General features: G+C 67.0%; 14 protein-coding genes and 1 pseudogene. 5 read left to right on the top strand and 10 right to left on the bottom strand.

What is annotated here, in order from left to right:
* Nucleotides 1-160 precede the first annotated feature (160 nt).
* The 3 genes from JDV75_RS06840 (at nucleotide 161) to JDV75_RS06830 (ending at nucleotide 2,928) form a co-directional block, all read left to right on the top strand.
* Entirely contained in the window at nucleotides 161-1,054 is an 894-nt protein-coding gene (locus JDV75_RS06840) for a MetQ/NlpA family ABC transporter substrate-binding protein (RefSeq protein WP_198738521.1), read from the top strand.
* Nucleotides 1,055-1,204: 150 nt separating this feature from the next.
* A complete protein-coding gene (locus JDV75_RS06835) occupies nucleotides 1,205-2,248 on the top strand; it encodes an ATP-binding cassette domain-containing protein (protein ID WP_198738520.1) in 1,044 nt (347 codons plus the stop codon).
* Nucleotides 2,245-2,928 carry a methionine ABC transporter permease gene (locus tag JDV75_RS06830; protein WP_232958307.1) on the top strand — a complete coding sequence of 228 codons (684 nt, stop codon included), beginning with the start codon at nucleotides 2,245-2,247 and terminating at the stop codon, nucleotides 2,926-2,928. The genes JDV75_RS06835 and JDV75_RS06830 overlap by 4 nt, the downstream gene beginning before the upstream one ends.
* Before the next feature lie 158 nt (nucleotides 2,929-3,086).
* Here the strand turns inward: JDV75_RS06830 and pelF are convergent, their stop codons facing one another.
* The 5 genes from pelF to JDV75_RS06805 all read right to left on the bottom strand — a co-directional run bounded on the left by pelF (nucleotide 3,087) and on the right by JDV75_RS06805 (nucleotide 10,759).
* Nucleotides 3,087-4,949, bottom strand: coding sequence for a GT4 family glycosyltransferase PelF (gene pelF / locus JDV75_RS06825; protein ID WP_198738519.1), 1,863 nt, complete (start codon nucleotides 4,947-4,949; stop codon nucleotides 3,087-3,089).
* Complete coding sequence (locus JDV75_RS06820) at nucleotides 4,946-6,448, bottom strand: hypothetical protein (protein ID WP_198738518.1); 1,503 nt, start codon at nucleotides 6,446-6,448, stop codon at nucleotides 4,946-4,948. Before JDV75_RS06820 ends, pelF begins: the two co-directional genes overlap by 4 nt.
* 629 nt (nucleotides 6,449-7,077) lie before the next feature.
* Complete coding sequence (locus tag JDV75_RS06815) at nucleotides 7,078-8,124, bottom strand: putative glycoside hydrolase (RefSeq protein ID WP_198738517.1); 1,047 nt, start codon at nucleotides 8,122-8,124, stop codon at nucleotides 7,078-7,080.
* Nucleotides 8,121-9,725, bottom strand: a complete 1,605-nt coding sequence (locus JDV75_RS06810; RefSeq protein ID WP_198738516.1) for a glycosyltransferase — start codon at nucleotides 9,723-9,725, stop codon at nucleotides 8,121-8,123. Before JDV75_RS06810 ends, JDV75_RS06815 begins: the two co-directional genes overlap by 4 nt.
* Nucleotides 9,722-10,759, bottom strand: coding sequence for a sucrase ferredoxin (locus JDV75_RS06805; RefSeq protein ID WP_198738515.1), 1,038 nt, complete (start codon nucleotides 10,757-10,759; stop codon nucleotides 9,722-9,724). Before JDV75_RS06805 ends, JDV75_RS06810 begins: the two co-directional genes overlap by 4 nt.
* 152 nt (nucleotides 10,760-10,911) lie before the next feature.
* Here JDV75_RS06805 and JDV75_RS06800 point away from each other — a divergent pair, with 152 nt between their 5' ends.
* Nucleotides 10,912-11,583: an AMIN-like domain-containing (lipo)protein gene (locus JDV75_RS06800; RefSeq protein WP_198738514.1), complete on the top strand. Its 672-nt coding sequence runs from the start codon at nucleotides 10,912-10,914 to the stop codon at nucleotides 11,581-11,583.
* Nucleotides 11,584-11,592: 9 nt separating this feature from the next.
* Here JDV75_RS06800 and JDV75_RS06795 read toward each other — a convergent pair whose 3' ends face one another.
* The 4 genes and pseudogenes from JDV75_RS06795 to JDV75_RS06780 all read right to left on the bottom strand — a co-directional run bounded on the left by JDV75_RS06795 (nucleotide 11,593) and on the right by JDV75_RS06780 (nucleotide 16,095).
* Nucleotides 11,593-13,209: a Y-family DNA polymerase gene (locus JDV75_RS06795; protein WP_198738513.1), complete on the bottom strand. Its 1,617-nt coding sequence runs from the start codon at nucleotides 13,207-13,209 to the stop codon at nucleotides 11,593-11,595.
* A complete protein-coding gene (locus JDV75_RS06790) occupies nucleotides 13,206-14,030 on the bottom strand; it encodes a hypothetical protein (protein WP_198738512.1) in 825 nt (274 codons plus the stop codon). The genes JDV75_RS06795 and JDV75_RS06790 overlap by 4 nt, the downstream gene beginning before the upstream one ends.
* Nucleotides 14,031-14,145: 115 nt before the next feature.
* Nucleotides 14,146-14,841 (bottom strand): annotated as a pseudogene (locus JDV75_RS06785) (response regulator).
* Between the two features lie 48 nt (nucleotides 14,842-14,889).
* Nucleotides 14,890-16,095: an ATP-binding protein gene (locus JDV75_RS06780; RefSeq protein ID WP_198738511.1), complete on the bottom strand. Its 1,206-nt coding sequence runs from the start codon at nucleotides 16,093-16,095 to the stop codon at nucleotides 14,890-14,892.
* Between the two features lie 113 nt (nucleotides 16,096-16,208).
* On the opposite strand from JDV75_RS06780, the gene JDV75_RS06775 reads away from it, so the two are divergent.
* Nucleotides 16,209-17,534, top strand: a complete 1,326-nt coding sequence (locus JDV75_RS06775; RefSeq protein ID WP_198738510.1) for a PspC domain-containing protein — start codon at nucleotides 16,209-16,211, stop codon at nucleotides 17,532-17,534.
* Here JDV75_RS06775 and JDV75_RS06770 read toward each other — a convergent pair.
* Nucleotides 17,522-19,786 (bottom strand): hypothetical protein, encoded by a 2,265-nt coding sequence (locus tag JDV75_RS06770; RefSeq protein ID WP_198738509.1) that lies wholly within the window; start codon nucleotides 19,784-19,786, stop codon nucleotides 17,522-17,524. The genes JDV75_RS06775 and JDV75_RS06770 overlap by 13 nt on opposite strands.
* Nucleotides 19,787-19,876 lie beyond the last annotated feature (90 nt).

The raw sequence follows: 19,876 nt of genomic DNA, 5'->3' as shown, positions 1-19,876 counted from the left end.
ACCGAGCTGTACACGAACACGACACGCTGCTACGGTGAACGAGCGGAACGACAGAATGCTCTGTCTAGCCCCACCGGGGCGTCCGCGAATCACTTCTCCACCACATCAACCGGGTGGAACAGATAGACAACAGTCAGACCCCGACAGAAAGCTTGAACCCATGAACCTCCGCCGTTTCACCACCATCGCCGCCGCCGGCATCTTCGCCGCGGGTTCCCTCGTCGCCTGCGGTAACGACTCCGCAGATTCCACCGGCGCCTCCGGTGAAGAGAGCACGAAGATCACCATCGGCACCACCGACGCCGGCGGCAAGGCATGGGAGGTCTTCGAGGAGGAGGCCGACAAGGCCGGTATCGACCTCGACATCGTCAACTACTCGGACTACAACACCCCGAACAAGGCGCTGTCCGAGGGACAGCTCGACGTCAACCTCTTCCAGCACCTGAAGTTCCTCTCCGAGTACAACGTCGGCACCGGCGACGACCTCACCCCCATCGGCTCCACCGAGATCGTCCCGCTGGCGCTGTTCTGGAAGGACCACGATTCCCTCGACGGCATCGAGGGCGAGTCCGTCGCCATCCCGAACGACTCCTCCAACCAGGGCCGCGCCATCAACGTGCTGGTGCAGGCCGGCCTGGTCACCCTCAAGGAGTCGGGCCTGATCACCCCGACCCCGGCAGACATCGACGCGGACAAGTCCAAGGTCTCCGTCACCCCGGTCGCCGCCCCGCAGACCACCACCGTCTACCACGAGGGCAAGCCCGCGATCATCAACAACACCTTCCTGGACCGGGCGAACATCGACCCGAAATCCTCTGTGTTCCAGGATGACCCGACCTCCGAGGAGGCCGAGCCCTACATCAACGCCTTCGTCGTCCGCGCCGAGGACGCCGACAACGAGGGTATCCAGGAACTCGTCGAGATCTGGCAGAGTGACGCCGTCACCGAGGCCGTCGCCGAGGAGTCCAAGGGCACCTCCGTCCCTGTCAAGCGCTCCGCCGCCGAGCTGAAGGAGATCCTGGATCGCCTCGAGGACAAGCTCAAGAACCAGTAGGCGGGATCCTTTCCGCGGGTGATCCCCATCGCTGACGCGGATCACCGGCCACCCGGCCCCGGCGGAGAACCGTCGGGGCCCTTCGTACGTCGTGGCAGCGGCGTCAATCCAGCAGAAAAATGCTCCTCCGCACAGAATCGAGCACACACCGTGGCAGACACCGACACCTCACAGCCGGGAACCAGGGTCGAGTTCCGGAACATCACCAAGGTGTTCAGGAACAAAAAGACCTCGACCACCGCTCTCGACGACGTCTCCCTGACGGTCGAACCGGGCGAGATCATCGGCATCATCGGATACTCCGGCGCCGGCAAATCGACGCTGGTCCGGATGATCAACGGTCTGGACACCCCGACATCCGGGGAACTCCTTCTCGACGGCGTCGACGTCGTCAGTATGTCGGAGAAGAAGCTACGCCGGTTGCGTAGCCGAATCGGCATGATCTTCCAGCAGTTCAACCTGTTCAACTCCCGTACCGCCGCGGGAAACATCGCCTATCCGCTGAAACTCGCGGGTGTCGGGGCTGCGGAACGCAAGCGCCGCGTGGCGGAACTTCTGGACTTCGTCGGACTGGGTGACAAGGGCGACAACTACCCCGAGCAGCTTTCCGGCGGACAGAAGCAGCGCGTCGGCATCGCCCGCGCCCTGGCGACCAATCCCTCTCTCCTGCTCGCCGACGAGGCCACCAGCGCCCTGGACCCGGAGACGACACACGACGTTCTGGATCTGCTCCGAAAGGTCAACCGGGAGCTCGGCATCACCATCGTGGTGATCACCCACGAGATGGACGTGGTGCGCAAGATCGCGAACAAGGTGGCCGTGATGGAGAACGGTCGAGTCGTCGAGTGGGGCAGCGTCTACGAGGTGTTCTCCGCTCCCCGAACGGAGGTGGCCCGGAAGTTCGTGGCGACCACCCTGCGCAACACCCCGGACCACGTCGAGGCCGATGATCTCCTCGCCGGTGAAGGCCGCCTGTTCACCATCAATCTCACCGAGAACTCGGGCTTCTTCACCGCAGCCGCAGAGGCACGCTCCGCCGGTGTGGGCATCAACATCGTCCACGGCGGCATCACCACCCTGGAGCACCATTCGTTCGGCAAGATCACCGTCCGACTCACCGGCGATGACGCCCCCATCGAGAAGTTCCGTGACGCCCTGGACCGATCCACCGACATCGAGGAGATCCTCAGATGACCATCACGACCCAAGCCCTGGACTTCAACTGGGACCGCTTCGGCGGCACATTCATCGACGCGATCGGCGACACGCTGCTCATGGTCATCGTGACCATGATCGTCGGCGGATTCCTCGGACTGATCATCGGCGTCCTGCTCTACAGCACACGGGACCAGGGGGTGCTGCGGAACAAGTTCGTCTACACCGTGCTCAACCTGCTGGTGAACTTCATCCGCCCGATCCCCTTCATCATCCTCATCGCCGCGATCGGCCCACTGACCCTGAAGGTCATCGGCACGACCGTCGGCACGAACGCGGTCATGTTCGTCATGTCGATCGCCGCGACCTTCGGTGTGGCCCGGATCGTGGAGCAGAACCTGGTGTCCATCGACCCCGGTGTCGTCGAGGCCGCGCGCGCCATGGGGGCCTCCCCGTTGAAGATCATCACCTCGGTGATCATCCCCGAGGCACTTGGACCGCTGATCCTGGGCTACACCTTCCTGTTCATCGCCGTCGTCGACATGTCGGCGATGGCCGGGATCATCGGCGGTGGTGGTCTCGGTGATTTCGCCATCACGTACGGCTACCAGTCCTTCAACTGGTCCGTCACTCTGGTGGCCACCCTGGCGATCATCGTCATCGTGCAGATCGCCCAGCTTCTGGGGAACTGGCTGTCCAGGAAGGTCATGCGCCGCTAGTCCTCCACGACGGCGTTCCCCGGATACCGGATTCCGGTATCCGGGAAGCGGTGAGCCGGAAGACCCCGGTACCCGGGACCCGACACAGGTCCCGGGTACCGGGGTCTTCCGGCTGTCTCCGGGCATTCCCGGAGGCGGGGATGAACTGACCCAGTCAGTCAACGTCCCATCACGCGGAGTACCGCCCGTCCCGCGGCGCGGGCGGTGGCTCCGCCAGCGTCCCGGACACCCCACGTGACCTTCTTGACGCAGCTGCGGATGGCGGCGGAACGGTGGGTACCGGTCAGCATGCGATCTTGGCCCCAGTCCTCCTTCCGACCCCGCAGCCAGCGGCGTTTCGGGTAGTCGCGGCCGACCTCGGCGATACTCGTGGCATCGACGATGTCCTCCGAACCACGTCCGAGGTCGGCAGTGCGGTCTCGGACGACATCGGGGCTACCCGCCCCGAGTCGGCGGTAGATCGCGTTGTAGCGGGCCATCACGGTCGGCATGAGGAATGTTCCCCGGAGCCGGGCCAGCGCATTGAGGTGCCAGGTCTTGTAGAGTTCACCGGATTCCACGACCGATGCGATGCCCCGGGCCAGGGCTTCGGTGTCCCCGGGGCTCACGAGGACACCGCAGGGGCCCACGACCTCACCGTCAGGCCCCGGAAGCGGTAGACAGACGAGCTCATCCATGCCGCCGACATCGGTGCCCACGATAGGGAGGCCGCAGGCCATGGACTCCAGGACGACGATCGGCTGTCCCTCGTTGAAGCTCGCGAGCACCAGCCCATCGTAGGTGTGCAGGCGTTCCCGGACGTTCACCGTCCCCTCGAAGTTGACGTAGTCCCCGATGCCCAGTTCCCGGACGTAGTCGAGGCACTTCTCGTAATATTCGGGCAGATGATCCGTCGGACCGAGAATGTCCACGACGATGTCCTCGTGACCTCCGGACACGAGTGTCGAGACGGCACTCAACAATTCGTGGATTCCCTTTATGGGCACGACCCGCGCGATGCAGGCGAAACGCCATTGTCTCTTGGTTCCCGCGGCGATCTCGGCCAGTGCCACTTCGCGGATGGCGCGTCCTTCCGCGAAGTCCTCCCAGCGCATACCGTTGGGCAGGACCTCGGACTTGGTGGGATCACCACCGAGCACGGCAGCCTCATCGATGGCTGTGGGATACAGATAGGTGATGTGGTCGGCAGACGGATAGAGGATCGCACCCATCTCGATCCACCATCGGGTCCACAGGTAGTCCCGGGTGTTCGTGGGCAGCTCCAGATGAATCTCCCGGGTGACCGGTAGGCTCATCGTGCGTCCGAGGAGGGTGTTCACCGTGTCACGGATGTAGAGGTTGTGTTCCGTGAGCAGGAAGGCCGCGTCATGCTGCCGGGCGGCCACCGCCGCGACGAGGCTCGCGTAGCCGGTTGTGTGGGCGTGGTACACCTTCGCGGGCGCGTGGACGCGGTCGATGAGGGCGTAGGCGAGTGAGAAGAAGTCCCGGACGGTCCAGAACAGGTCCCCCACCGTGGCGTCATCGTGGTCGGACATCGCCCCGATGGCGGCCTCCATCATCGGCCGGGTCCGGATCACCGGCCAAATCCGCCAGGTTCGGGTCACCGGGTTGACGGAATCCTCCCACAGCTCCCACAAGCTGTCGGGTTCTCCTGCTATCGCCGATCTGAGAGCGGTCACGAAACGCTCCGCCACCTCGTCATCGGATCCCCTACCCCACCCGGTACGGTCGTGGACCGCGACGCTGAAGTCGTCGTGATTCTCCTCCAGAGAGAGGTAGATGACATCGATCCACGCCACATTGTCCGGCACCCCGTAGAGGTCCTCCTGCGGGCTCCGTGAGTCCCAGGCGATGTGAATGATGCCGTACGTGAATTCCGGGTTGTGGGTGATGATGTCGTGGACCACCGCGGAAACCCCTCCCTTCAGGAAGGGATAGGTCGATTCCATGACGATGGCGACATCGACCGGTTCAAGTTCGCTGTCGTCACCGGGGAGCCGGATCCTCACGTTCGGGGTCACCACTCCACCGCCTGTTTCCAGAACAGTTCGAATGAGGCGTCTGAGACGACCCTCCGACACTCCCGGCCCCCCCACATCGCTGCGGCCACGTCGATGACGGCCAGGACGAGCAGCGCTGGCGCCAGCGGTACGAGGCTGATGAGGGGAACCGCAGCGACGAGATGCACCGCACAGAGTCCTCCGGCGAGCCAGTGGCTCTGCAGTTGGGCCATCTGGAACGTGACGAGCATGAGCGTCAGCATCGCGAGGGGGCTGATGGTCAGAGCGAGAAGTTCGAACGAGTACACGAAACCGAACCACCGGAACGCGAACATCATGCCGAGTCCGACCGCTGCCGCGACTCCCACTGTGACGATGACGGTGTTCTCGACGCGCCGGGCGACCTGTCGCAGGTTCTCCTGCAGGTGTCGGGCGGGGACGACATCGACCAGGGTCCGCATGTCATCCAGGGCTTCACGGAGCACCTCGTACTGACCGGCGAAGTAGACGCCGGTGGCGACGACCATCGGGACGAGAGCGACGTACACGACGTAGATGTCAATGCCCTCCGGATATAGGTGACCGACGATCAGGAATTTATCGGACCACAGGACGCAGGCATAGAGCAGACCGAGAATCAGTGCTGTTCCGGTTGCCCTGCCGGGAAGCCGGGTCGGAGTGAACACCCGGAGGAGTCCACGTCCGAGGATCGCCGCCGGAGGGATGACCCCGACAACCGGAGCCAGCCACCACAGGCCCGGGGCGATGAACAGGAAACCCGCGTAGCAGCCCCAGGCCGCGATCATGGCCCGGAATCGGCGGGTCTCCTGCAGCGGGATAAGGGACTGGGCGAACAGCATGTTGGTGAATACGCCGAGCGCATAGATCGCGGTTTCCTGTGCTCCCCACCCGAAGAAGATGTTGATCACGAGGGTGGCGGCTGCGAGCGGCGGGAGGATCCAGACCACGAGACTCGGCCACACCGAACAGAATTCACCGTAGAACCGGGTCCGTTCCTCGGAGCGGATCCCTTCCGGGCCACGGGCGACCCCGGACAGCGGCTCGTAGACGGGCATGCAGACACCTCCGGAGAGCCACGGGACCGTGACCGAGACCGCCAGCACGACCGTCATCGTCGTCGTCTGCCCGACGGCTGTCCGGAGAAGGGTGTCCGTGATCGTGGGGAACACCGTCATGAGCAGGATCGTCGGGGAAAGCACCGAGGCAAGCTGCACAAGGCTCGTCCGACCACGCCCACCGCGACCGGTGAGCCAGACGGCACCGGCACCCGCGACGACAAGGATGCCCACCGCGAGGACGGCGGACATGGTCTGCGGGATGCGGTGTTCGGCGAGCAGTGACCATGCCCCCACCGTGAGAACGGCGAGTCCGGCGAGCACGAACCACAGACCCCAGGTCCTGAGAAATTCCTTCCGGGCCCCGGAGACCTCCGAGGAAGCCGGTGATGCAGCGGTGCCGGATCTTCTGGTGATGTGACTATCGGGGATGGTTGTGTGCATAACTGGCCGCTCCTCGGGCAATCGTGTCGGACGGGGCGTCGAATGAAACCTCAGGGGACGCTCCCAGGGGGCATCCCTGAGACGTCATGGGTTACCGGCGGATCGGCCCCGAACGGTGCCGGGACCGTGTCTCGTCTCCGGAGACGGCTGGAAACGATGCCGGACGCAGCGGACGCGTACACCGTTCACCGCCCCTGACGGCAGAGCCTCGGTCACCGGATGATCGGAATCGCTGCCCTGTTCCACCATCTATGCCGATAGATTCCGGCCACGCAATGTCCGTGTCCCGGGAGGCACCCCCGGGACACATCAGCAGAATCTTTATATTGCCCACGAACGTTTGTGGGCAATACTCATACACATAAAGCTCGCGACCTGCGGTTAGCTCTCCGAAACGAACTTGTTGAAGGTGCTCCGTGCTGACGGGAAAATGAACACACCCCTATGGCTAACATAATTAGCCATAGGGGTATTTTATTACTTGTAAGGTATCGGTAAGGTCACGATTGCGTATTTTATATCCTCCACCTAATAATACCGCCCGAAACAGCCCCCAAATGAGTTACCAATGCGTGAACGTAGTGAGTTTTACAGATCAGAAAAGAGGTTTAGCTCACTCTTTTCTTCGATTAATGATCAGAGCAAACGATCCCACGCCATGGATCAAGGACGACTCCTCCCCACCTGGGCTCCAGATGAACCCGATCAGGACACAGGTTGATAACAGCATGGCCACGGGATAGTCGCCTCCCGTATACGCCTTTCCCCAGCTGGATCACCCCCTCTGGAGCCGGCTCGCCCAGATCAAGTTCCACCAGTTCCGTCCACGGGGCCGCATCGTATCCGTCATGGCTCGTCGCGGTGACCGCAATATCCGACGTCGGCGCGAACACCCATGCCGCGGCCAGGGCGAGAGTCAGGTGGGGGTCCCCGGGATATCCCGTCCCCGGGGTCCGGGCGATCGTTAGCCCCGGGGCATTCAGGCTCTCCACCTGCGCGAGAACCGCAGGCAGGTCCAGCCGCTCCACATCGGATGTTCCCCACGCCATCCAGCACTCCTCCAGTCCACCACCGTGACGACTGTGCCGTCGCCACCTCCCTTCCTCTCGTCGGGATTCGGCGATGTTGGGGACGAGAACCTTGCCCACGTCGTTCAACGCCCGCCCCGCGGCGGACACCAGCTGATCGAGTGCCGAGCGGATCTCCGGCAGCCCGACGCCGTCCTCCAGCGGCGGACACAACCCGTAGTAGTCGTCGAACACATCATTGTCGGCCATCACCCCGTCGAACGGGGAGTCCCGGAAGTTCGACACCACCGATTCCACCCAGGCTTCGCGGTATCGGGGCTCCCAGACCCGCTGCTGGAGATGGCCCGGATACCGCGCCCACTCGATGAGGGAGCCGTCGAGTCTCCGGGCGCAGGTATCGAGGTCCCGGGCTGTTGCCGGTGGAAGCCCGGAACTGTAGACGGGGCCCGGTTCATAGGTGCGTATCGACGAAAGGCACTGGTAGGCGAGGACGGTCATGTCACTGTTGTGGGCCTTGAGCTGTTCCGCGAAGCGGGTCTCCCAGGGCTGGAGGATCACCGCCCGGTAGCGTCCGGCGGCCGTCGCGATCTGTTCCTCCGGTAGCGGACCACCGTAACGGATCCAGGCGAGTCTGGGACGTGGTTTCACTGGTGTTCTCCTCGATGGGGACGGTTGTAGCCGGTACCGAACAGGTGGCGTGCGGTCGACACTCCGGGTGCTCCGGAGGCCGCGGTTCCCGGGCCGGAGACCTCCCGCAGAACCACCGGACGATGGCGCGGCGCCTCATCCGGCGAAGGTACCCGTGTTTCCGGGACCTTGATGCCCACCTCCCGCCACACGTCCCGGTATGCGGTCACGGTCCGGGTGGCCGGGTGCCCAGCTCCCCTGCGGCGGGCTGCCCTGGTCCAGGCCCGATACCGGGCACCACCCGCGGTCAGCGTCTCCAGCGCGTCCGCCAGGTCCGTCACGGATCCGGGCGGCACGACGGGCCCCGCGGGCCGGTGGCCGGGACCTGCGACCAGATCCGCGACGTCACCGACGTCGGTGGCGACCACGGGGACACCGCACGTCATGGCCTCGAGGACCGCCAACGGCTGTCCCTCCCCCAGACTCGGCAGGACGAGTGCGTCATATCTGCAGATCACGGAACTGAGCCGACGGGGGGCGACCGCACCCCTGAACCTGACCATGTCCGCGACACCAGCCTGTTCCGCACTTTTCCGGCACCGGGCGACGAGGTCCGGGTCATCCAGCGGCCCGATGACGTCGACGGTGACCTTCCTCCCGTCAGCGGCCAATCGTGCGACCGCCGCCACGAGAATCTCGATGCCCTTGTCCGGCACGACCCGGGCGAGACACAGCAACCTGTTCCGGCGTGCGGGGATGAAGGCCCTGGACAGAAAGCGCACGAACGGCGTTATCCGGGCGAGTCCCTCCACCCCGTGTGTACCGTTGGGCACGATCCTGGTCAGTCGCGGCCGGCAACCGAACCCCCTGGCCCGTTCCGCCGCCCGACCGGACAGAAACACCGACGCATCAGCGGCGCCGTGGACCGCCACCGCCAACCCGCGGTACCAGCGCAACCACACCGGATCGGCGGAGTGCACCCCGCCGAGATCCCGCGCAGCGTCCTCGACAGTCAGGGAGTGCTCACTGACCACGAGCGGTGCTCCGGTCCGGGACGCGACCAGCACCCCGAGTGCACCCGCCCACCTCGCGGACTGCACGTGGACCACACCGGTCACGGGGTACTTCCGCGCGGAAAGCCGCAGCACCACATCCACGAGCACCCCGACCGCCACCCGTGCAGCCCCCGTCACGGACCAGTGGGAGGCGAGCGCATCGACGAGCACCGGGGCTGAATACCCTCCGCCGGATACGTCGTCGGCCAGGTAGCCGAGCACCCGGTCCAGCGCGTCCGCGTCGCCGGTGGCGACGGTCTCCAGCAGTGCGGGGAGCTGTTCCACCGGTCCGGCAACCGGGCGGTGACCGGCTGCGGTGTCGACCAGCGACAGCACATCGATCCAGCGGACCGACGTCGGCACCCCGTAGCAGTCCGTTTCCGGTTCGGTCAGGCAGAGGTGCACGATCCCGAAGCTCAGTTCCGGGTTCCCCGCCAACAGCTGATCGACAACGGTCCCGACACCACCGATGTGGAACGGATATCCGGAATCGACGATGAGCAGCACATCGACCGGGGGCAGCTCAGTCGTGTCAGCCCCCGACCTGCGGATGATCAGCTGATTCACGCTCCCTGATCCAGACTCCGGAATCCGACCACTTCCCAGGTGTCGGTCGCAGCAGGTTCCTTACCGCAGGACTTCAGGACCGGAGGAAGATCCAGGTGCCGGAGTTCCACGGACCAACGGCCCCCGTCGGGGCGGGTGACGGTGCGCCGCACGGTGTCCGCACCGGAATCCCCGCACCCGAACACGGCGAGTTCACCCGGCGACACCGGAAGTCCCCTCGCGGACAGCTCCGCGGCCACGTGCACCTCGGCGGCCTGCCCGGGCCCGTCGTAGCAGCCCCTGCCCCGTAGACCGGGCAACGGCAGCTCATCACGCGCCAGGGTCGCCAGCATCGCCATCCCCTGGTCCGTGCCGATCCGGCCGTAGGAGTAGCCCCAGGGCAGGAGAATCATCGACGGTGCGAACCTGTGCCCGCCGGTGTGCGAGGACTCCCACACCACATCAGTTGACTCGTCGGCATCGGACGCTCTCCCGGTGTCGTCGACGGAACAGGGTTCCGTGGTTCCCCTGCGGAGAAGGGCGTCCATCGAGGACGCCGCGGCGCGCATGGCGCTCGCCATCGGTCGCCCCTTCACCGCACAGCACAGATCCCGCTTGCCGTGCGTGCAGACGAGCACCAGGGGGTGGGGAACCGGGCGCGCCCCCAGCGCAGTGTTGCGTCCCGGTCCGCTCAGATCCAGGACGAAGATGTCCTCGATTCCGCCCTGCAGGTTGTAGGCCTCGATCGTCGGGGCCGGGGCGTCCGGGTCGGGCGATGATGTGAAGATCAGGTAGGCCCGGGTCGCCGTGCCTTCCCGGACGGCACGGCCGGGGCGGCGGATCAGGTGGAACGCGGCACCGGCAGCCGCCACGAATTCCCGGATCCGGCCTGCGAGCTCCTCGCCGAGGGCGTCTCCGTCGAGAACATCCCGTCCCCACCCGTGGGAATGCTCGACGATGAGATAGGTGGTGCCTTTCTTGGCGGTTCCCGGCAACGGCTCACCGTGAACGTCGGAGCACCTCGGGGGGCGACCGGAATCCGTTCTGGAACTCATGCGCCCAGAATAACCGCGGCCTGACCGGGCACATGCGGGTGGGCGGCTCCGAGTCAACGCGCGGGGGGTGTTTTCACAACAATTCTCTCACGATCACGCACAATTCAGCCGAGGACTTTCGCCGACAGCCCGACGACAGTTACCGTGAAGCCATGACACTCCCGCCTGTGAAATTCTCGCCGCGACGCACCGTCGGGGTGCTCGGGGTGGCCAGCGCACTCGCACTGTCCGCCTGCGCCACCACTGACGGCGACGATCGTTCGGTCGACCCCGTCACCGCGGTGGGCACCGTCACCTCCACCATGACGAAGACATCCTCCCCGAACGCCCGGGAGACGACGGACGCCACCGGGACAACCCGTGCCGACGCGGGACTGACCCCGCTGGGTGACGCCGACACCACGATGAAGACGCTGCGCCCGGAACCGAGTTCCCAGCTCGTGGTCACCGGAGTGCGCCTGGGAACGCACGCAGGCTTCGACCGTGTGGTCTTCGATCTCACCGGCGAGGGATCCCCCGGCTGGTTCATCGACTACAACGACCGCCCGGTCCAGCAGGGCAGCGGTTTCCCGATCGAGTTCCCGGGAGACTCCGCGATCGAGGTCAACATCGACGGCACCACCTATCCCTTCACTCTCGGTATAGAACCACCCCAGATCGGCACCACCATGGGACCGGGTCCGATCGTGGCCGGGGTGACCTCAAGCGGAAGCTTCGAGGGCCGCACCCAGTTCGTCATCGGTGTCAACGGTGGCAGGCACCCCTACTCCGTCCAGACCCTGGAGAACCCCTCCCGGCTGGTCATCGACATACTGCAGGGCTAGGAAGGCCGGTCAGCGGTAACTAGCCTCGATGAGCCACCGCCCCGCCAGCCACACGAGCAACCACGCCTGACGCCCGGAACCGTCCCGTTCCGCAGCGTCTTCGGCTGTGATCTGCATGCGCGCACACCTGAATCCGGTATCCGGGTCCCACCACCGTTCATCCACCGGCCACGGTCCGGCCCAGCCGGTGACCCGGTACCGGGCCGTGCCCCGACACACCGTGTGCGGTGTACGGTCGAGCAGAACCTCAGCGGTGACCTGCACCGGGTGATCTCCGGCGTCGAGGAGCCGCACCCGGGACGCAGGGTGCGTCGGTCCTCCCCCACGTCTGGCCGGGTGTGGACCGGGCAGTGCACCGGACCATCTGGAATCACCGCGGACCGGTCCGCGGTCCTCCCCCACCGGGACGAGCTCGACACGATCCACCGGGCTCCGCCCCCCGGTGGCCTGCGGACGGAGAACCGCGTCCACCCCCAGCACCGACTGCACGCGGGCGATCACCCGTCTCGCGGCCCCGTCAGCCGCGGTCCCGGTGTCCCACAGTCCCGCCCCCTCCGGGGTGGTGACCTCCACCGGATCGAGTGTCAGCCGGATGATCCCGGAATCCGGGGTCCCCTCCCCCGGATCCATCGACCTGGCCGTGAGCCAGCCGTCAAGCTGCCACCGCACCCGCTCCGCCGTCGACTGCTCGGTGAGCGGTTCCCGGGTCCGCCAGATCCGCTCGAGCACGCTCTCCCGCCCGTCCATGAGGATCGTGGCCCGTACCTTCAGCCGTCGACAACACAGGCCCGCATCAGCCAGCAGCAGGTGCAGTCGCGTGGCCAGCGTGCGCGCCAGGAACGCGGCCTCATCGACCCGGGCCACGGGAACGTCCGGTTCCTGACTCACCGCGAGTGGGGTCGTCGGGAGTACGGGGGCGATCCCCCGGACGGCCTCGGCGCGGGACAGTCGGTGCAGGGCCGCCCCGGCGACACCGAACCGGGTCATCACCGCCGACAGCGGGAGTGCCGCGAGTTTCCCGAACGTCTCCACCCCGAGTTCCACGAAGGTCTCCACGGTGGCCGGGGCACAGCCGAGTGCCTCCTCCGCAACGGCCAGCCGGAGCGACAGTGGGGCCAGGAACGCGGCGGAGCCACCCTCCGGGACCACCGCCCCCACGCGTGCGGCGATGACTGCGGTGGCGATCTCGTCGGCGATCCCGGCGAAGCAGTCCACACCGGCGAGCGCCGCCGCGTCGATGAGCCGCTGGGCCGCGGTGTCCTCACCGCCGTGGTACCTCGCCGCCGCGGCCGCATCGACTATGAGCAACCCGGGGCGCAGCACCTCGACGGACGCGGAGACATCATCCACCCCGGCGAGCACCTGCTCGAACACCCGCGCGTCACGGTCCGGGACGTCGTCGATCAGCGTCAGCGGCGGACAGACCTCGCGGGCCCGTCGCAGCCTCATTCCACGGCGCACACCGGCCTGTCGGGCGGGTTCCCCGCAGACCTTCACCACACCCCGCATCGGACCCGATCCCGCGACGGCGACCGGACCGCTGTCGTCGGACGCATCACCGGCGAGCACAGCCGCCTGGACGGGCCAGTCGGGAAACCACAGCGCCAGAATCCGGTTCCCGCTCATCCCGTCCGGACCACCCGCAGATCGGGAATCCGGGGCACCCGGAGGGCGCCCACCGGCACATCATCAGTGCCCGGATTCCGCCCCACCCGCAGCAGCACCTCCCGCGGCGGTGTCCCTTTCGTCGCAATCTCCAGGGAGACATCAAACCCCCTGATCCGACCTGAACCGGCACCGACGCCGTGATAGGCCGTGACGTCCGCACCGATCCGTACCGCGGGTGCCGGGAACCGGGCCCCGACGACGAGAAGGGCTGCGGTCCCCCGCCGGACCCTGGCGAGCAACGGTCGGGCCTGCGTGGCATTGATCTGTACGTTCTCGGCGCTGCGGTGGACGACCATGTCCATTCCCTCGACGAGCATGCCGGTGACGGCGAAGGGTCGGTCCCCGGGGTCCGGGACGACCACGATCGAGTCGAGGTCCCCACCGGCTTCGGCGACGCCGGTGAGCAGCAGCTCCGGCCAGCCGACCACGGCCACGTGGGAACCGCCCCCTGTCGCCGCGGCGAGGAGTTCGATGATGAACGCCGGGCAGTCCGCAGCCGCGGTGATCGCGCGGCGCGGGAGTCCGCCCCCGGGCAGGCAGTCGGCGAGCACCCCGGGGACCGGGACCACGGAATGCGCGGTGACACCGGCCGCACCGGTTTTCCCGGCGGCCGGCAGGGAACGGTGTCTCCCTCCGGGTGTCGTACCGGGCACGGACGCGGAACGGAGGTCGGCCGCGGTCACGGGGGACGCCCCGCCGTCCAGCGTCGCGAGAGCGGCCTTCAGGGCACGGACACGTTCCGGGCGGTCCAGCCCGGAGAGATCGGGTGCGCGGACCACACCGCCACTGATTCGAACGTGTGTGCCATTCACGCCCTCAGTCAACTCGACCCGGAAGGCGATTTCAAGCCGGATCCGGATGATTCCCGGTCAACGCAGGTGGAAGGAGGTTTCGTCAGTCCAGCTGATGGGACTGCGCCCACCGGGTCAGTGCGTGCCGGTTGGACTGCTGGGTCTTGCGCAGGATGTTCGAGGCGTGGGTCTCCACCGTCTTGACCGAGATGAACAGCTCCGCGCCGATCTCCCGGTAGGTGTAGCCGCGGGCGAGCAGGCGCAGGACCTCGAGTTCCCGTCGGGTGAGCGCGTCAACGATCGGATCCGCCTGCGGTACCGACTACTGCCTCTCGACGGCGGCGTCCGCCTCAGGCGCATCCACCACGCCGGCGCCGGCTCCGGCGTCCGGCGCACAGAAGGCGTCGAGGACGAATCCGGCGAGCCGCGGGGAGAACACCGCGTCCCCGTCCCGGACCCGGCGCACCGCGTCAGCGAGCGCCTCTCCGGAGATCGTCTTGGTCACGTAGCCGCGTGCCCCCTCACGGATCACGGCGATCACGTCCTCCGCGGCGTCAGACACGGACAACGCGAGGAACACCGTGTCCGGGCACCGGTTGCGGACCTCCCGGATCACCGCGCATCCACCGCCGTCCGGCATGTGGACGTCGAGCAGCACGACGTCAGGGGTCGTCGAGATGATCCCTTCGACCGCCTCGGCCACGGTGCCCGCTTCCCCGACGATGTCCACCGCCCCGGCCAGTTCCGCCCGTACCCCCGCGCGGAACACCGAGTGGTCATCCACCAGAAACACCGTGATCATGTCCGCTCCATCCACCTCGCCTGTCATGCCTGCCCACCCCTGAGATTACCCGTCGACGGGTACGCGGAGTATGACCTCGGTACCGTCCCCGGGGGCGGATCTGATCTGCACGGTGCCGCCGGCGCGGGTGACCCGGCCCCGCACCGATTCCGTCAGTCCGTGGTGTCCGTCCGGAATCTTCTCCGGGTCGAATCCGCAGCCCCGGTCCCGGACGTAGACGGACAGTTCCCCGGCGAGATTCTCGGCGTAGACGTCGATGTCCCGCACCCCGGAGTGCCGGGCTGCGTTGACCATCGCTTCCCGGGCCGCGAGGGCGACCGCCCGGGTGGTCTCGGTGAGGGGACCGTCCGCGCCTACGGTGACCGGTGAGATCCGGACGGAGTAGGTGTCCTCGACCTCCCCGCACGCGAGTTTCAGCGCGGCGAACACGGTGGTGGCGGCACCTGCCGCGGAGTTCTCCTGCTGGCCGAACAGCCACTGCCGGAGCTCGCGTTCCTGACTGCGCGCGAGTGCGGCGATCTCCGTGTCCTCCCCGGCGCGCTTCTGGATCAGCGCGAGTGTCTGCAGGACCGAATCGTGCAGTCGGGAGGCGATCTCGGCGCGTTCGGCGGCCGCGAGGCGTTCCGCGCGTTCCAGGGTAAGCTCCTCCCACATCTTCAATCCGAGCGGCACGCCGAGAACCGCGACCCCCGCGAGGGTGAGCAGCACCGCCATGAGGGTCGTCCCGAAGGCCTGCCGATTCTCCCAGTTCACCAGCACGAGAACGATCCCGGTGAGCACGAGCGTCCCGCCGGCCAGGAGCGTGGGAACCCCACCGCGCAGCTCCGAGAAATCCATGCCGCGGTCATAGGTGCGCCAGACGATGACGGCTCCCAGCCCGATGATCAGAAGCGGCCACCATCTCACCGCCGTCGACCCGGCCACCAGGGCAAAGGCCGTCAGTGCCCCGACGACGGCGAGCACGACCAGGAGATGATCCGTCCGTGACGCCTCCGGCGCCCCGTCCGGTGATCCGGGGGCCGGAACACCGTCGGTCTGGCTGAACAGCACCCAGATCAGCGCGTAGCAGAGCACCCCGGCACCACTGAGCAGGCAGCTGAGGGCGAGCAGCAGCCGCACGACCCGCACATCGACCCCGAGGTGCCGGGACAGCCCTGTGGCCACTCCCCCGATGACGCGCCCCTGACGGATCCGGGTGAAGCGGGGATAGGGGCGTGGTGGTGTCTGGGCCGGAGCAGGGGGCGTCGCCATGATCCCAATGATCGCACCGGTCCCCTCAGGGGGCATCGGGGACCACCCTGATTTCCCGATATTCAGGGTGGTCCCTGATGTGCCACCACCGTCACGGGGATCAGAATGAAGACATGGACAACACACCTCCCCCCATGGCCCCCGGTACCCGAGACATCAGCGACACGCTGCGTCAGATGTGGGCGACCCGTCCGCCCCGCATCCCCTCCGACCAGGGTGGAAACGGAAAGATCGCCGGTGTCTGCGAGGGGATCGGTACCCGTTACAACGTCGATCCCACTCTCATCCGTGTCGCCTTCACCGTCGCGGCCCTGTGCGGTGGTGGAGTGCTGCTCTATCTCCTGGCGTGGCTCATCATGCCGCGCTGGTCCGTCCCGGTGTCCCCGGTGGAGGCGATCAGCCGGGCGGGCTCCGACCCCAGGTTGAAGAGCGAACGTTCACTCGGCTACACGCTGATCATCGTCATGCTGCTGGTCGCCTGGCCCGCCAGTTCCTCCGACGTGTTGTCCTCGTCGACGCTGCTCACGGCACTCGCAGGCTTCGCCGCATGGTGGCTGCTGCACAACCGGCAGCCGGACCCCCCGGAGGGACTGCTCGTCATCTCCCCCGACACCACCGGTAACGGAGCGGACGGCACCACCGGCCCCCGGTCACCGGAACCCGGAGACAACGGGATGAGGGTCTCACCGAATCCGGGTCTCGTGCACCTGAAGCCCGCCGAGGGCTACGACATTCCGGACGCACAGCCGGTGCCGCCCGACTGGGATCCGCTGGGCACGGTACCCGAGCTGTGGAACCTCCCGGAACCGGGTCCCGTCCCGGCTCCGCCACCCGCCAGGAGCCGGTGGATCACCGCGGGCGGGATCATCGCACTCGTGATCGGAGCGGCGGGCGGGATCGGACTGATCGCGCTCGGTGTCGGTACGGCGTTCTTCGCCCTCACCGTTCCCTCTGTGGCCTGGACGTTCTGCGTCGGGGCACTCATCGGGGGAACCGGGATCGGCGTGGGGATGCTCTCCCGGGGAGGTCTGCGCAAATCCGCGCTGATCCTGGGAATCGGTACCGTCGTGGCCCTGAGCGTCACGGCGAGCGGTACCCCCAGGATCAACTTCAGGGTCGGGGGTGACACCGCATCGACCCGCATCGCCCCGACGTCCGGAGACACTCTCCCGTCCGACGTGGACAACGGTGTCGGGAAAACCGAACTGGATCTGCGTGGACTGCAGCCGCTGACCGAGAGCCGGAAGGTGGACGTGTCCAACGGCGTGGGCAAGACCGTCTTGTGGTTGCCGACCGATGTGCCGGTCACACTGAACTGCTCGAACGGCGTCGGCAAGTTGGTGTGCACACCGGGTGACTACAACCCCGGTGCCGAGGGCGAACGACTCACCCTCGACGTGTCGAACGGCGTGGGCAAGGTCGTGGTCTACACCGAGTGACCGGCGGGTTCACTCCCGCCCCGGAGGACGGCCCGGAACCGTTCCCGCAGACCGTCGGACCAGGTGCCGCGGTCCCGGTCGGCGCGGTCGGCATCCGGGTCACCGTCCTCCGTGCGGAGCAGCTCCCTGACCCGCACGAATCCCGGGGACCCGACCAGCAGATGGGCGACGAGCACAGCGATCCACGCTCCCGCGAGCTGTGCACCGTACAGCGTGGGGGCGGGATCACCGCCCGCGATCTGCCGGTAGGCCACCAGGAAACCGACGGCGACGGGAACCGTGATGAGCACGGCGGTGAACAACTGACGACGCAGGTGCAGCACGAAACCACTGACCCCCGCGTCCCGGTCCGCCGCGTAGTCGGCACGACGGCGTTCCCACATCCGGGCCCCGGCGGTGAGTGTCAGCAGGTAGAACACGGAGAGGGCCACCGCGAACAGCAACGCGGTCAACAGGGCCGCCGTGGCCGAGGACCGCTGGACATCGGTGTACACACCGTCACGCGCTATGGGGTAGACACGATCACCCGACTCCTGATCCCCCACCAGGCCGGTGAGGGCAAACGCCGTCCCGATGAGTTCATCCGGGTCACAGAGGCACGTGACGGATTCGGCGAGTTCGCGTGTCCCCGGGAGCAGATCGGGGGCGAGAACCGAGAAGTCCCGCGGGGTGAGGGCCACGATGGGCCGGTTGTCCGGACGGTTCGGCGCACCGGTGCCGTCCAGCATCGACACCGCCGCAGGATCGTTCCCCTCCCGGATGACGGTGAGGCCATCGGTGACAGCGGAATCGGTGACGGTCTCCGCGTCCCCCCACACCACGGCGACCCCCTGGCGGAGCTGGCCGGTGGCCGGGATCGACTCCGGCAGCCCGACGATGAGCAGGACCCTGTCATCGGCGACAGGGATCTGCGCGGTGAGACCCGGATTCTCCTCCATCTCCCCGGCGAGCACCAGCAGATCGGGGCGTACCTCGAACGCCTTCGAAATCTCCTCCATCCGGGCCTGGAATTCGGGATCGACGTCGGACGTCCGCAGCACGCTGACGGGCCCGTCCGGTTCATTCGCCGCGACCCCCAGCTCCCGCATCTCCCCGCCACTGCGCGCTGTCGCGAAGGTGAGCGCCATACCGAGGACGAGACCACCGACGACACAGAGCACCGCCCATCCCGGAACAGACGCCAGGTCCCCGGGCAGACCACGCCTCCGGTCCACCACAGCTCTCCCCTTCCCGAGGTCGCCGAGGGAGATCTTCGCGGGGATGATCAGGACGGCCCCCATGATCACCGCCCAGATCACGGCGCACAACAGCAGAGACAGCAGCCCGACGGTGAACACCGTCCCGAAACCGACGAGCGTCGTCGCACTGAGTCTGACGAGGTACACCAGCCACACCGCGAGCACCCCGGCCCCGGCACCCGCGGCGAGCACGGAAGCGAACCGGATCAGCCCTGCCCGGCCGTCGACACGGCGTAGCTGAGTCACACTGAGAGCGCCGCCCACGGCGAGCAGGAGCAGCATCGTCGCGACACTGAACTTCCCGAACGTGGAACCGGCGAAGTCACTGCCGGAACGGGGCAGCGCCACGGTCGTCTCCACATCATCGAGACCGGCGGACCGGAGAACATCCCCGACGGCGCCGGCGCTCTCGGGTGCCCCGTCACCGGCGAACAGCCACGTGTCCCGGGGCCCCGGGACCTCGAAGCCCTGCAGCGCCACGACCGGGGTCTTGCCCACCAGGGCACCGGCGGGGAACGTCCCCGCGATCGGGTGATCCAGAGGCGTGCTGAACACCGTCTCATGGAGGAATCTCCGCTCCTGCGACGCCGACAGCACCGGTGTGCGCGCCGACTCCCCGGAGGGATCCGGCAGGGCGGTGGAGATCAGGGTGCGGTCCTTCCCCAGTTCCGCATCCAGCTCGTCCAGGCCCGCGACGTGGAAGCGACCGTCCGGATCGTGCACCGCGAACGCCCCGGTACCGCCGCTGGAGGAGGCCAGCACCGACATGCCCCGGGAATCCGCCAGATCGGCGATCTTCCGCTGCAGCTCCACCTGCTCCTCCGGATCGAGGTCGCCGGCACCGGTGGCCGTCGCCTGGAGCGTCGGCCCGGAATACCCCAGCCGCATCGCGGTGGCGATCGAGCCACCTTCGACCACCAGGAGCATGAAGATCATCACGACGACCGCGATCAGAGCACTGATCACACCGGGGAGGACGATACGTGCGGGATTCCTGTCCACGTTGACTGCCACCTATTCTTCGACGGGTACCGCCCGGGCCATGACCGACCATCCGGCGCCCGGACGCAGAGCTGACCACCTCGGACGGTGGTGTTTCCCCCA

The sequence above is a fragment of the Corynebacterium meridianum genome (assembly GCF_016342265.1).
GTDB lineage: Bacteria > Actinomycetota > Actinomycetes > Mycobacteriales > Mycobacteriaceae > Corynebacterium > Corynebacterium meridianum.
This window is presented reverse-complemented; position numbering and strand designations above follow the sequence as displayed.

Excerpts from the sequence above, each read along its gene's own strand:
- JDV75_RS06800 (WP_198738514.1), top strand. The coding sequence starts at position 10,912 with ATGACACTCCCGCCTGTGAAATTCTCGCCGCGACGCACCGTCGGGGTG.
- JDV75_RS06780 (WP_198738511.1), bottom strand. The coding sequence starts at position 16,095 with ATGGCGACGCCCCCTGCTCCGGCCCAGACACCACCACGCCCCTATCCC.
- JDV75_RS06830 (WP_232958307.1), top strand. The coding sequence starts at position 2,245 with ATGACCATCACGACCCAAGCCCTGGACTTCAACTGGGACCGCTTCGGC.
- JDV75_RS06820 (WP_198738518.1), bottom strand. The coding sequence starts at position 6,448 with ATGCACACAACCATCCCCGATAGTCACATCACCAGAAGATCCGGCACC.
- JDV75_RS06840 (WP_198738521.1), top strand. The coding sequence starts at position 161 with ATGAACCTCCGCCGTTTCACCACCATCGCCGCCGCCGGCATCTTCGCC.
- JDV75_RS06795 (WP_198738513.1), bottom strand. The coding sequence starts at position 13,209 with ATGAGCGGGAACCGGATTCTGGCGCTGTGGTTTCCCGACTGGCCCGTC.
- JDV75_RS06805 (WP_198738515.1), bottom strand. The coding sequence starts at position 10,759 with ATGAGTTCCAGAACGGATTCCGGTCGCCCCCCGAGGTGCTCCGACGTT.
- JDV75_RS06775 (WP_198738510.1), top strand. The coding sequence starts at position 16,209 with ATGGACAACACACCTCCCCCCATGGCCCCCGGTACCCGAGACATCAGC.